The sequence below is a fragment of the Photobacterium damselae subsp. damselae genome (assembly GCF_038086725.1).
GTDB lineage: Bacteria > Pseudomonadota > Gammaproteobacteria > Enterobacterales > Vibrionaceae > Photobacterium > Photobacterium damselae.
In genome coordinates this window covers 705,741-719,262 of the sequence record NZ_CP146971.1, presented here as the reverse complement: position 1 = coordinate 719,262, position 13,522 = coordinate 705,741, and the positions used below count along the sequence as shown (strand labels likewise).

At 35.8% G+C, this 13,522-nt stretch carries 13 protein-coding genes; 4 read left to right on the top strand and 9 right to left on the bottom strand.

What is annotated here, in order from left to right; genetic code table 11:
* Nucleotides 1-42: 42 nt before the first annotated feature.
* The 4 genes from WAX86_RS17950 to WAX86_RS17935 all read right to left on the bottom strand — a co-directional run bounded on the left by WAX86_RS17950 (nt 43) and on the right by WAX86_RS17935 (nt 3,814).
* Complete coding sequence (locus WAX86_RS17950; protein ID WP_341489425.1) at nt 43-1,755, bottom strand: ATP-binding protein; 1,713 nt, start codon at nt 1,753-1,755, stop codon at nt 43-45.
* A 4-nt stretch (nt 1,756-1,759) separates the two neighbouring features.
* A complete protein-coding gene (locus WAX86_RS17945; RefSeq protein ID WP_065171977.1) occupies nt 1,760-2,293 on the bottom strand; it encodes a heme NO-binding domain-containing protein in 534 nt (177 codons plus the stop codon).
* Nucleotides 2,294-2,471: 178 nt separating this feature from the next.
* Nucleotides 2,472-2,984 (bottom strand): hypothetical protein, encoded by a 513-nt coding sequence (locus WAX86_RS17940; RefSeq protein WP_044177888.1) that lies wholly within the window; start codon nt 2,982-2,984, stop codon nt 2,472-2,474.
* A gap of 101 nt (nt 2,985-3,085) precedes the next feature.
* Nucleotides 3,086-3,814 (bottom strand): nitroreductase family protein, encoded by a 729-nt coding sequence (locus WAX86_RS17935; RefSeq protein ID WP_106224231.1) that lies wholly within the window; start codon nt 3,812-3,814, stop codon nt 3,086-3,088.
* 260 nt (nt 3,815-4,074) lie between these two features.
* On the opposite strand from WAX86_RS17935, the gene sgrR reads away from it, so the two are divergent.
* The gene (gene sgrR / locus WAX86_RS17930; RefSeq protein WP_068968543.1) at nt 4,075-5,763 is read left to right on the top strand and encodes an HTH-type transcriptional regulator SgrR; all 1,689 of its coding nucleotides are present in this window, start codon (nt 4,075-4,077) and stop codon (nt 5,761-5,763) included.
* 86 nt (nt 5,764-5,849) lie between these two features.
* On the opposite strand, the gene WAX86_RS17925 is transcribed toward sgrR, so the two are convergent.
* Both WAX86_RS17925 and WAX86_RS17920 read right to left on the bottom strand, forming a co-directional pair.
* Nucleotides 5,850-7,094 carry a D-alanyl-D-alanine carboxypeptidase family protein gene (locus WAX86_RS17925; RefSeq protein WP_237031889.1) on the bottom strand — a complete coding sequence of 415 codons (1,245 nt, stop codon included), beginning with the start codon at nt 7,092-7,094 and terminating at the stop codon, nt 5,850-5,852.
* A gap of 67 nt (nt 7,095-7,161) precedes the next feature.
* Nucleotides 7,162-7,620, bottom strand: a complete 459-nt coding sequence (locus tag WAX86_RS17920; RefSeq protein WP_341489424.1) for a hypothetical protein — start codon at nt 7,618-7,620, stop codon at nt 7,162-7,164.
* A gap of 448 nt (nt 7,621-8,068) precedes the next feature.
* Between WAX86_RS17920 and WAX86_RS17915 the strand changes: the two genes are divergently transcribed.
* A complete protein-coding gene (locus WAX86_RS17915) occupies nt 8,069-8,959 on the top strand; it encodes a phosphotransferase (RefSeq protein WP_068945699.1) in 891 nt (296 codons plus the stop codon).
* Nucleotides 8,960-9,007: 48 nt separating this feature from the next.
* Here WAX86_RS17915 and WAX86_RS17910 read toward each other — a convergent pair whose 3' ends face one another.
* From WAX86_RS17910 to WAX86_RS17900, 3 genes are all read right to left on the bottom strand, one after another.
* Nucleotides 9,008-9,826: a DUF2797 domain-containing protein gene (locus WAX86_RS17910; protein ID WP_341489423.1), complete on the bottom strand. Its 819-nt coding sequence runs from the start codon at nt 9,824-9,826 to the stop codon at nt 9,008-9,010.
* Between the two features lie 48 nt (nt 9,827-9,874).
* Nucleotides 9,875-11,161, bottom strand: a complete 1,287-nt coding sequence (locus tag WAX86_RS17905) for a winged helix-turn-helix domain-containing protein (RefSeq protein WP_237034136.1) — start codon at nt 11,159-11,161, stop codon at nt 9,875-9,877.
* A 382-nt stretch (nt 11,162-11,543) separates the two neighbouring features.
* Entirely contained in the window at nt 11,544-11,996 is a 453-nt protein-coding gene (locus WAX86_RS17900; RefSeq protein WP_065171413.1) for a DUF3069 domain-containing protein, read from the bottom strand.
* 299 nt (nt 11,997-12,295) lie between these two features.
* Between WAX86_RS17900 and WAX86_RS17895 the strand changes: the two genes are divergently transcribed.
* Nucleotides 12,296-12,952 carry a YceH family protein gene (locus WAX86_RS17895; protein ID WP_136039903.1) on the top strand — a complete coding sequence of 219 codons (657 nt, stop codon included), beginning with the start codon at nt 12,296-12,298 and terminating at the stop codon, nt 12,950-12,952.
* Nucleotides 12,953-13,108: 156 nt separating this feature from the next.
* Entirely contained in the window at nt 13,109-13,426 is a 318-nt protein-coding gene (locus tag WAX86_RS17890; protein WP_068945703.1) for a GIY-YIG nuclease family protein, read from the top strand.
* Nucleotides 13,427-13,522: the final 96 nt, after the last annotated feature.

Sequence of the window (13,522 nt, the reverse complement as noted above, 5' to 3'; positions counted from 1 at the left end):
TATTTATTGATATAAATTTTTATTAAAACGTTCTGAGTTAAATTAAGTCCATTTCATCAACATTTTGTGTAACTCTGAGCGCTGATAAGGCTTACATAAAATATCATCCATTCCTGATGTCAGACATTCTTCTCTTTCTGTTGTTGTTGTCCCCGCAGTTAATGCAATAATCGGTTTTGTATAGCCATTATTGCGAAGTAAGCGAGTCGCTGTGTAGCCATCCATGACAGGCATTCGGCAGTCCATTAATATGATATCGAATGATGTATTACTAATAATATCGATAGCCTCTTGTCCATTATTGACTATTTTAGGTTCTATTCCTAATTTCGTTAGCATTAGCTTTATAATCATTTGATTGGTCGCGAGATCTTCGACAACAAGTACCTTTATTTGAGAAGATAACAGGGTTGGTTTAATCGTTTGTTGAGAGATATCTAAGAGATTATCACAAAGTTGTAATGGTAAAATAACCGTAAATGTAGAGCCTTGTTCTGGGATACTTATTAGCTTTATCTCTCCTGACATTAATTCACAAAGTTGTTTACAGATAGCTAAACCGAGTCCTGTTCCTTCATGAATTCTTTGACTAGAAATATCAACTTGACTAAAAGGCTTAAAGAGCTTTAGTTGTTGTCCTTCTGTGATACCTATTCCTGTATCTTTGACCTGAAAGATAAGTTTGTTTTCGCGCCATGCTGTATTTAGGATAATACTGCCTCTACTTGTAAATTTAATTGCATTATTAATGAGGTTGACAAAAATTTGCTTAATTCTATCTTCATCTCCCAATAAAGAATTTGGAACAGTGTCATCAATAACTAAAGTTAATAATAGTTGTTTCTCTTGTGCTTGATACCGCATGATATCTGCTAGGTTACTAATAATTTGGCGTGGATTAAATGGTTTGATTATAAGTTCTAGCATCCCAGCACTGATTTTACTGTAGTCAAGTAAATCATTAATAATCGCTCGTAGTAACTCTCCTGAATTATTTAAGGTATCAAGTAATTTTTTCTGCTCAGAGGATAATGGCGTATCTGCTAACAACTCTGCTGCACCGAGTAAGCCATTTAACGGTGTGCGTAATTCATGATTAATCATAGCCAAAAAGTCTCTCGTACTACGCTCTGAATTTTCAGCTCGTTTCTGTGCTGAAATAGCATTGTTCATAGATATTTTTCTACCAAGAGCTGAACAGAGTAGTTCTTTAAATAAAATCAAATGTTGTTGTAGCGTTTTCAAAGAGGCATTTGTTGATGATATTTGAGCAGCAAAATGGCCAATAATCTGATGATTATGAGTTAAAGATAACCATAATATTTTGTTCTGATGATCCCAATATTTGGTTTGTATATTTAAGTTTGAATGGAATGACCATAAATCAATATTTCCAGCCTGATATAACCCTTCTAAAGAGGTATCTGACCCCTCTCTAATGAAGATGCAACAGCTGGAAACATATTTATTATCAATTAGTTGTTCTACTAAATGGTTTAGAATACTGGGAGTCGGCTCTTGTTTTAAAAAGAGTTGAGAATAGTAAAGGAGATGATTCTCCATTTGAGTTTGATAGGCTAATAATTGTGAATCTAGTTTAGCTTGATGTTTTATTTTTTCTGCTGAATCTTCAATGAGTCTCTTGGCTTCGTATAGCTCAAGGCTTTTCTCTTCAAGCAGTTTTTCTGCCGCAATTCGAGCTTTACGTTCTCGGTTTATTTTTTGTTGTAATAATTGCAGATATGGATCATCCATATAGTTAACTCACACAAAGTTCAAAATGGACATGGCTTTGCGTTGAATTTAGAGGTGTCATTGTAATTTCAATCGTTTGATTAAAATGTTCAGCACACCCTTTGAGTAACCCTAGACAAACATGTGACATACAGCGGGCAGAATGATAATCAAATATCAAATAAGTTTGGCTGGAGGAGATAAACTCAAAGCGAGGTGGTGTAGCATCAGGATATAACTTTTTAACTTCGGTATGTATATGATTCTCTACTCGCTGAATAAAAGAAAAAGTAGAGTCATCATCCGAAATTTGAATGGGTAAACTAGCCAGTAAGCGAGGAAAAACAAGATAGCCAAAACTTTCTTGTAACTCTGCTGCATTGATCTTGGTAATTTTGCTCAATGCTAAGATTAATTTTACTAAGCTGGTATGTTTATAGCTTCCAACGGCAGTATAGATACCTTCGTCTTTTGCTTCATCAAACATCTGTTGACATACCGCAAGCCCAAACTGATCTTCAACAATATCAATAAATTCAGTAAAAATTATTCCTTTCATTTTTATTATCCATTATAAATACGTAGTGCAATTTGTTATCAACGTATTACTTAGTATGGACACTAAAGATAAAGGAGATCAAGTTCATATTCTAAAGCAACGAAGAATAGCTTGAAATAAGAATACTGCACACTCTTTATAATCGAGAACAATGGCAGTATTCATGGGTTGCTGCAGATTACTGTTGAAGGTATAGGTCTGTATGACGATGAGATGCTTGAGAAACTAAATAGTTAACCATTTCATCTTTAAGCTGTTGTTGTATTTCTATATTAATTGCATTTACATCTGTAATAAGAGCAATATCATCATCTTCACTGTAGATCATGCCACACGCTGCAGGTTTTCCCTTATAGAAGCCCACGTAAAGCTGAGCAGGAGATGTCTTTTCTAACATAATTTGGGTTAAAAATTCGATCGCCATTTCTCTTGCTTCATCATCTTCCCAGTGTCCTGCTTGAATAATCGAATAGCGAATAGTTAAGGGATGACAATCAACAGGGTAGAATGACAATAAATTTGATTCGAAGTCAGAACATGCTTCGATAGAGGAAGTGATGAGTTGCGATTGGTATTTTTTATATATTTCTAAACCTTGTAGGCTTTGAGGCGTTGGATATTCAGCATCAGTAACATGACTGGCCATCCATTGGTTTTTATGTTCAATCAGCGTTTCAATATTTAAAGGCATAACATCACTTCTTTGTCATATTTAACCCTACCTTACAGTAAAAATAACTAATAAGGTATGGATAAACGAGTGGTTGTCGAAATTATAAGCAAAACAGCCTGCTAATGCTCGAAAATAACGTCAGAGTGGTTTACTCGATGTCTTTCGCCATAGATACCGTCTTCTGCGCGAAGACCACAGCCAATGATCATGGTGATTTCTGCCTGTTTTGGTAACTGTAGTATCTGTTTTACTCTTTTTGAATCAAACCCTTCCATAGGGCATGTGTCGTACCCTTCTGCTCGCATTGCTGTCATAAATGTCATCGCGGCAAGAGAGCTACTTTTATGTAAACATGTTCGCAAATCTTGTTTACTTACTTCTCTAACCATTGGTCTTTTTAATCCGATAATAGCACTTAATAGTTTACGACCAGCACCAAATAAACCCAATCTATCATTGTTATAAATGAAGGGTATGAGTTTTTCGTAATACTTTAAAGCTCGTGTTGCCGTTGCATCCTCGCGTCCGGTAAAAGCCTCACGTATCTGTTGTGCATTCATTTGGGCTCTTTGTCGCCATTTATAAGGAGTGGTAACAACAATAACCAACTCACTGGCTGTTTTCGCGGCATTTTGTCCCATGCAGAAAGTCGCAATTTGTTCTTTTAGGTTAGGGGTTACAACGCGGTGAAATTCCCAAAGCTGCATATTTGAACTATTTGGTGATAGAGTTGCAAGCTCCAGTGATCTGGCAACGGCTTGATGATCAAAGTGTGCTGTTTGGTCATATTTTCGGACTGAACGACGGCTTTCAATTAATTCTTTAAATGTATCGTGATGATTTGTCATAAGAGTGCTTGGTTGAGAGTAGTGGCGTTTTTATAACAAGCTTCTATCAAGTTGTGCAATCCTTTGCTAACAAGTTTGCGGGAGAACCAACAGCAAACTAATGCTGTTGGTCCGACTGATAGCACTCAGGAGTTCGTGTATTTGGGGGTATTTACACGATATTTGCGATCAGACACCAAATACTTTGTGGTGCCTATCTATTTTTAAGTTAAAATGATGAAGTTAAAAGAGAATAAATGAAATTATAGGTTTCCCCTTTTATGAGCGGTCAACGATTAAAGCTGCAATTTCAAAGACTTTATACCCATTTTAATGGTCAAAATAGTGATACAAATCTTCAAGATATCGCTGATGTTCTATTTTGTACTAGACGAAATGTGCGGATGGTTATCAATAAGATGGTCGATGAAGGCTGGATTAATTGGCAGCCAGCGGTTGGACGCGGGAAACAATCTCATTTAACGTTTCATAGTTCAGATAGTGAATTGCAGCTTAACCATGCTAGAAAACTGGTGGCTGATGGAAAATTAGAGCCTGCGTTATCGGCTTTAGATAATAACGCTGATAAATTAGCACAATTAATCCAAGAACAGCTGGGGCTCTCTCACCATCTTGGTAAGCAAATTGTTCGGTTGCCTTACTATCGTTCTTTTGAGGCATTAGATCCGTTGAAACCTCTGCGCCGCTCAGAGCAACACCTCATTCGTCAGATTTTTAATGGTCTTACTCTTATTAATGAGGAAAAAGAGGAAGTCGAAGGGGATATTGCTCATGCATGGGAGATGTTATCACCACAGCACTGGCGTTTTTATTTGCGCCCTTCAGTACGATTTCATGATGGTAAATTACTTGACGTTCAAGATGTTATCTCAACCTTCGAGCGTGTAAAAGAACATCGTCTATACTGGCATATTCATTGTGTGAAATCACCGCACCCAAATACGGTTGACTTTATTTTGTCGGAACCTGATGTTCATTTTGCTGAGTTAGTTGCTAATATCTCAGCTGTTATTCAGCCAGCAGATGCGATACAACGAAAAGATTTTGATCATTTCCCGATTGGTACTGGCCCGTATCGAGTTATTGAAAATAATAAACAGCGACTAAAGTTAGAAGCATTTGATCACTATTTTGGTTTCCGTGCTTTGACCGATATTGTTGAGATATGGATTTTATCTGGTACAACAGCTTGTTATATTAAGCCGTCTGAAGTAACCGAAATACAACCCTCAACGCTATTTTCAGGTCGGTTTACCCTTGATGAAGGTTGTAACTATTTACTCTTTAATCGCCAGACTGGTATCTGTGCTCAGCAAGAGTGGCTAGATTATTTAAATGCAAAGCTGACTCCTCTTAATCTATTAAAGCATTTGGATCCCAATGAGTTAGGTGACTTTAGGTTCACTAATGCTTATGGGTTACTACCGGGATGGATTCATAACTCACTGGCTGAAAAAGAAGTCGATGTACCAAGTAAGCGCACTATCACGCTGGCTTATCAGATGGAACATCCCATATATCCTTATCTGTCGACTATTATTGCCAAGCTCTTAGCTGAAGATGGCATAAAATTAAAAACTTATGAAATATCATATGAAGATCTTCTCAGTGGTAAGGGGCACGATAAGGTTGATATTTGGCTTAATGGCATGAGCTTAGGTAGTCGTCGTCCGGAAGCTTTTCTGCCTTGGTTCTATAATCATGATTTTATTTACCAAGCGATGCCTGCCAATGAATTTGCTTTGCTACAAGATGATATTCGTTTGTGGCGCTCTTTATCTGATAAAGCCTTCCCTTCGGAGAAAATAGCACGTCACTTGGTAAATGTAGGTCAGATGATGCCTTTGTTTTATGTTTGGGTTGGTATTGATGATACAGGGCAGTGGCAAGGTATGGAATCAAACTCGATGGGGTGGTTTGATTTTAAATCAGTGTGGCTAAAACCATGAATAAGTCACTTAGGTATAAATAGATGGACTTATTCATAAGTTCTAGCTTCTGAAATTAGGGCTTTTGAAATTATAGCTTCATAAGATTATTGCTGAGACATTGGTTGAACTATATCTCTTGCTTGTAATTGCTCTCTTTGTTTTGTCAGCCCATATTTATTCAGCCATGTATATATAGGTTGTAATACACTGTCTATTGCGGAGTTATACCAGGGTGCTTTTACAATTTCTTCTTGGGTTAAAATAGGTTGGCTGACAAGCAATTGTTCATTAATGTACCAGTCAATCTTACCTACTTGTTGGCCTTTTTCTAAGGGAGGCTCCAGATTATCTCTGTAGGTTATGATGGGTTTTAATTTGTTCTTTAATCGACTCGGTACGGTAATCATCCCTGTATCACCTAGAGTTAATTCTGCTGAGGCAGGTTCGCCATGCCAGATACGAATGGGTTCTAAGAGCTTATCGTCAAGTTGTGGTGTAATATCTTCATAGAAACGAAATCCCCAATTGAGTAATTGTTTGCTTTCAAGACGACGAGCTTTTGCGGATTCGGTTCCAAGAACAACCGCAATTAATCGTTGTTCACCATTTTTTGCTGATGAGACTAAACTATAGCCCGCTTGTTTGGTATAGCCTGTTTTAACCCCATCCACATGAAGCGTTTCATCCCATAGTAAGGCATTACGGTTACCTTGTTTAATATCTCCGAAAGTAAAAGATTTTTCTTTATGCATACCGTAAATATCGGGAACTTCTTGAATGAATGCTCTTGTTAATATCGCCATATCAAATGCGCTGGTGGTTTGGTTATCAGAATCTAGACCGTGGGGATTGGTAAAATAGGAATCTTTCATGCCATATCTTTCTGCATATTGATTCATCATTTTTATGAAAGCACTTTGATGACCCGCAACGTGTTCGGCTAATGCTACGGTCGCATCATTTCCTGAAGATACAATTACTCCACGTAATAGGTCTTCTACACTGACGGAGTCTCCCACATTAAGAAACATCTTTGATGAGCCAGGAAATTTTTTACCCCATGCATTTTCGCTGATAGTAACCATATCAGATAATTGAATATTGCCTGCTTTGATCTCTTCTCCCACCACAAAAGTCGTCATTATTTTTGTAAGACTTGCTGGTGCCAAAGGTGTATGTAAGTTGTCACCAGCAATAATTTGGCCTGTGTTATAACTCATCAGAACCCAGGCCTTAGCTTCAATATCGGGAGGATCAAGTAAGTATGCAGAATGACTGTAGAATGATGGAATGACTAAACAAGAAGCAAAAATTAATCGATAAACGTACAAATTTAAAGTTTTTAGCATTGTTATAATCCCTTAAAATTAATTATATTATTGTTTAGAGTTGTAAGTTTATTTATACGCTCAATTCTTATTGATAATACAAGTTTTGATTATTTAAGCTTTTCATGAAAATAACATGATGATTAATCAAATCAGTACTTTGTTGACATAAATTATTATGATTGGATTGTTGACAGTACTCGAGCATACAAACAATGAGTTGATCTAATTTCTTTAGAATCCATCGTTTTAAATCTGGCGAATGATGATATAAAGATACCATTGCTTGTAACTTTGAGTAGGCAAGTTGTAGATAATCTAAAGATAATGAGTAGTTTTGTTTACTATTATAATAATAATGAAGTTTGAAACAGCTATCGAGCCAGTAAGCAAAGGCTTCTTGATCTTGATTTGAGTGAATCTGTTTGAAGATCGAGGCTGGCACATTATTGTTTAAAGCCTCCAACGCTTCAATTTTAACTGAATGATTTTCCTCCATTTTTAAATAGAGTGCCTTTATACGAGGTAACCAGTTTTCTGTATTCATAGCACTCTCCTAAATATTTCCTATTTATTCCATCTTAAGTTTAGTATAAATATTTTAGTTATAATCATTCTTTTTAGGGATAAATTCAGAATGGGTAAATTACGCTTTAGTTATTCCTTTAAGGAAATGTTGAAGGTATTTAGCAGCAGATATTATTTCGTATGGTACGAGTAGATATTAAATGAAAAATAGAGTTAAAGCGGTATGAATGTATAAATTTCCTCTTTTTATGTAATGATTTGCTTATAGTGTAATCGTTTTACTTTATTTTTAGTCTCAATAATAAAAAAAATTTGTATTATTAATGAATTTTTTCTGGTGTTAGTTCTAAAAATATTGCAATCTAAATGTATAGTAACACTTGGTTACAAATAAAATTATTACTAAATTCTTTATTGGTATTTAGATATTTAATTAAAAACTCATATTTACGCTAGAGGAACGCTTTATGAATAAGCCTCAGCTATTAAATATTGCTAAAAAAGCATATTTAACGATGTTTAATACACAAGCTGAAGTTTGCGATATTCAAGAGACGTTTTATGGCTGGATTGTTTTTCTTGTTGGTTCAAAGGGAAAAATTGTTGTTAAGTTCTCCAAGGAAGTGGGACGAATAGCAAAAGAAGCAAATGCTTTAAAACGCTTAAGAACGGTTGCAGACTGTGCTGTACCATCAATCTACTTTTTTGGTCGTGATGAAGGTTACGACTATTTAGCATTAGAGTGGATTGATGGTGTATCTGCAAGTGAATTACCGAAAGAACATCATGCAATCAAAATTTTTTCTGAAAGCTACTCAGATATTTTAGTGGCATTGCATGAGCATCATAACGATCAAGGATTTGAATGTAACTCAGAGTCTTTTACGCCTGATTTCATCAATGCTTTTGAGCAATGGACAATGCCATTACATCGCTTTATTCAAAGCGGTGGATCTCCATTTTCAGGCCAAGAAAGAGAGCAATTTGGGCAATTGTGGGAAATGAGAGAGACATTACTTGATCCAATCCGGCATACCGAATCATCTCTAATTCATGACGATTGTAATCTTGCTAATGTATTGTTTGATCCAAAGACATATAAAGCCATAGCATTACTCGACCCATGTGATATGGGATTTAAACATAGAGAGATGGACTTAATTCATTTAAATCACTATCGCTCAGATGTGCCTATTTTAGATTGTTATATCGAGAAGTCGCCTCTAACGGAGAACTATCTAATTCGTCAGGAATTCTTCCGTTTATGGGATGATGCAAAACATTGTAGGAATACTGGATGGTATAATAATCAATGGTTTAGCACTCAATTAAGCCACTTTATTGATGTTGTTCGTTAGTTTGTTATATTTCTGCGCTAATTAGGTTAATTAGCGCAGAAAATAGTACTAATAACTTACAATGACTTCATAACTTGTGAATTTTCGAATATTGATCACACCAGTATCAAAAATAAGATATTGGCCTTTGATGCCTTGTAGAACACCTTCAACTACAGGGTTCTTATCAAAGTTATGAGATGTGATTTTTGTCGGAAACTGTTCAACAGGATAATGAATATCTTGAGTTTCTGCAGAAAGATATTCTATTGCATCATTACCGTATTGCTTGGTAACCGCCAACAATTCATTTTGGATTTCAGGGAGTAATTGCTCTGAATAAGACTTTAGATCCAATTGATTATTATCTCCTTTCAACATATTGCGCCAGTTAGTTTTATCTGCAATAAATTTTGCTAGCGCAACTTCTACTAATCCAGAAATATGACGGTTTTTAACTTTTAAAATAGTTAGGCCTTGTGTGGCACCCTGATCAATCCAACGAGTTGGTATCTGAGTATAGCGTGTAATGCCTACTTTTAAAGCTGATGTATTGGACAAGTAGACATAATGAGGCACCATACAATTATCGTCACCCCAGCTAGGCTCACGACACGTGCCTTGAGCATAGTGGCATGTCTCTGGTTTCATTATACACATATCACAGCTAGCGAGCTTTTTCATACAAGGAAAACAATGGCCTTGCGAATAGCTTTTTTTAGTCACTTTACCACATGAACAACAAATTATTTTCCCTGTATGAGTTAAGGTGATTTTGTTGCCAATTAACGAGTTTAAGGTTATTTCCTTATCACCAACTAATAGAGAGTAGTTTACATCTTGTCCTAAAGAGGACTTCATTTTACTTAATGTGCCTTGTGCTTGCATGACATTTACTCAAATTAAAACGCCCAAGTTGTTGGCTTGGGCGTTGTGTTATTCTTTATGGTTTTTCGTTACGGCAGACCTGAAAAGTTCGGTAACTTTTTGACTATTATTTACCCAATATAAGCCACGGGAAGCCGAGAGCATCAAATCTAGATAATCCTGATGATAGAGTAAATAGGTATGAGTAACGTTTAGTGCATTATGTTTGTTTTTTAACCCTATTTCATTGTTTAGCACAATGGATTTATCATTATCGATTGTCTTATCTTTATCAGAATAAGCCCAATGATACATTTCTGGGTCAATACGTGTTGTAGCAATAAATTGTGATTTGCTTGGCTCTGTTGTTACTGCTGCTGCTCGAATAGATAAGGCATGATGATAGTCACTATTTTTTTCTGTGATAAAAGAGATGAATGAGTAATTCATTTCACCATCTTCTTCTTTAGAAATGTAATAGTGAGTAACTTTCGATTTTATCCCTGAGCCATCCATATAGTTAGTAAATACCTGAGCTGTTGGCTCACGAGATAATTCGGTTTGAATAATTGGGGTATCTCTAAATATCTCACCTTGTTCACTCGATAATTTTGCAAACTCTCCCCACTTTTCAGGCGAAATACGATAAGCAAAATCAGTTTTCGGTATACATTGATCTGAGTTATCTTTTGTTCTACACCAAGCAACAGAATAAGCACCACGGCTTGTTTTGTACATGTAGATTATGCGGTTTTTAATGGTACTTTTGTTAAACTTTTCGACATTGCCTTGATAAATAGCATCTGCTTTTTGCTCAAGCTCTGCAAGGTCTGTTGGTGTTAATGCAATATAAGTAATTTTGTTGCTACCAATTGTTTCTGTTTTGACTTGAAATGTTGGTATATCAGGATCTTGATTAAAATAAAACCAAGCTATTGAGCTTAATGTGACAGCTAAGGCGCCCACTACTATTGCCGGTTTTACCCAATTCCTTTGAGCTGCTTTTTCTTCTTGTTCTTGTTGTGATAGCGAAATAGTTTCTCGTTGGAAATCTCGAATTTGATAACCAACACGGGGTAGTGTTTCTATAATGTCGCCTTTTTGTTTTTCTTGTAGTTTTACTCGAAGAGCTCGAATAATTTGAAACAAAGAGGCTTCAGTTACAATACGATCTGGCCAACCAACTTTTAATAACTCTTCTTTGGTTACAGGACGGTGATGATTCTCAATCAGAAAAGTCAGAATGTATTGTTCTGAAAGATTTAACTTTTGAGTTGAATCATTTGCCTTGAGCATTCCCTGACTTGGGATATAGCATACATCCGTTTTAAATTTAATCTGCTCAACTGTAGGCATTTAGAACTCTTCCTATAAATATCATTACGATAGTAGTCTACCATGAAAAAAAACGCTTGAATATTTGCGTTAATGTTAAATGAATGATTAACCGCAACAATAAATTGTAACAATGTTTGTATCTACATGATATTGAAAGGAATGATTTTATAATTTCTTATTATAGATGATTCTGGTTGTATCGATATAATACAGTATGCTTAATTTATAGGCTGATATGACAGTTTTTTGACATTGTGAGATATAAGATTGAACAGGGCTATGAATCTTTACTTTATATATTTATAGCTAATTAATCATTACACATCTAACTATATTCTCGTGTGGTATAAAAAAGGAGTGGTATTCGCACTCCTTTATTTATCTGTAATCAATATGTTGATTATTTTTTGAAGATTTCTTGGAATTCGCGTTTCATTGGTGGATTTTGACGCGCTTTCTTAAGTTGTTTTGCAAGATCTTTAACGCAGTTATGTAGAACTTTATCTAACATGGTTGCTTTGTAGTTTGCTTGTTCTTCTGCACCCATATCTTCAGGAAACTCAGTTTCTTGCATTTCACCTAAGAAATCCACACCTGAATATGTCTGGCTAAGAGCAACTAGAGCGTGGAATTGTTCAAAATTGTCCAAAACATTTTGAGCGCTCTTAGGTAGTGCGTTCCATGCTTCTAGAGTAGTAGGCTCAGATACTTTATATACGTTAATTAGCATATCATGAAGTTCTGCAGGCACTTCTTCAACTTCAATGATTTTGCGTAGTTCTGGTGAACAGTCATCTAATGTAAATTGAACTTCTTCAATTACTTGTTCGTCTTTTTTCTCGATATCAGACATCGTATTTTCCTACCACTAAATGTTATGAGGATGGGAATCGTATAGAGATCACTTTAAATGTCAACAGATGATGGCATTTAAACTGAATGCTTGATAGTAAATTGATCACGAAACCAAACGGAATATGCTAATAACTGTGGATATTTTCGACACTTGATGGTTTAGGATCTTGCTCATTGATCGGTTCATGCTAATCTGCCTAAGAACGATACCGTACTATACTCATGTTACTTAATTACGCATTCGTTGAGTTGAATTCGGTATCTCATATAGTGGTCAATAAAGGTTAAAAGAAGAGCATGGATATTAATTTTTCACAGAATGAAGCTCGTATTATTGGTTGTTTACTCGAAAAAGAAGTAACTACTCCTGACCAGTATCCGCTTACTCTTAATGCACTAACAACTGCCTGTAACCAAAAAACCAACCGAGAGCCAGTATTAGCGCTAACAGAAGCTGAGGTAATGGATTCGGTTGAAGAATTAAAAGAAAAACGTTTAATCAATGAATTGGTTGGCTTTGGAAGTCGAGTTCCTAAATATAAGCATAGATTTTGTAATACTGAGTTTGGTTCTCTGCAATTATCTAAACAAGAGTTTGCTGTAATCTGTGTTCTGTTACTTCGAGGACCACAAACTGCTGGCGAATTAAGAACAAGAACAAATCGTCTATGTGATTTTAAAGATGTAAAAGAAGCAGAAGAAGTATTAACTAAGTTAGCAGAGCACGAGAAGGGACCTTATGTTGTAAAATTGCCTAAAGAGCCAGGAAAGAGAGACTGTCGATATATGCATCTATTTAGTGGTGAGGTTGATATCAGCACGCTCGCAGCATCGACTTCAGTTTCTAATTCTTCAGCCAGCTCATCTCGAATCGAGCAACTTGAACTTGAGGTACAGGCATTAAAGCAAGAATTGGCAGAATTAAAAGAAACAGTACAAATGTTAACAGAATAACCATAGCCAATACTTGTTTATGTTGATTAATAGGTCGTAATATCGGCCTATTTTACTTGTCTATTTTTAGCCTAGGCCTAGAAGCGATTCTCACTCACTCACTCTATCTAACTATTAGATAGAACGCAGATATGACTCTTGTGATGAAGTTGTAAAATGAATGAATATCAAGAAGATAAGATAAAAATAGCACCTTCATGGTGGGTCTATTTGATCAGAACACAGCAAAATTCTTTGTATTGTGGTGTAACGACTAATATTGAACGTCGCTTTCATGAACATCAATTTACAGAAAAGGGGGCGAAGTACTTAAAGGGAAAAGGGCCTCTTCAACTTGCGTGGTATAGCGAAATTGGTGATAAAAGATGCGCTATGCAATATGAATATCGGATCAAAAAATTATCAAAATCACATAAAGAACAGTTAGTCGAAGGTATAAAAACGCTAGATATGTTAATTCCGAATATGGATTAAATTCGTTTTATTCTCAGTTAGTTTCCTCTATCATCCTCTCCTTATTTCAGCACTATCAGCCGATTGGCATCATAAATGCACGTATTTTTGTATCTT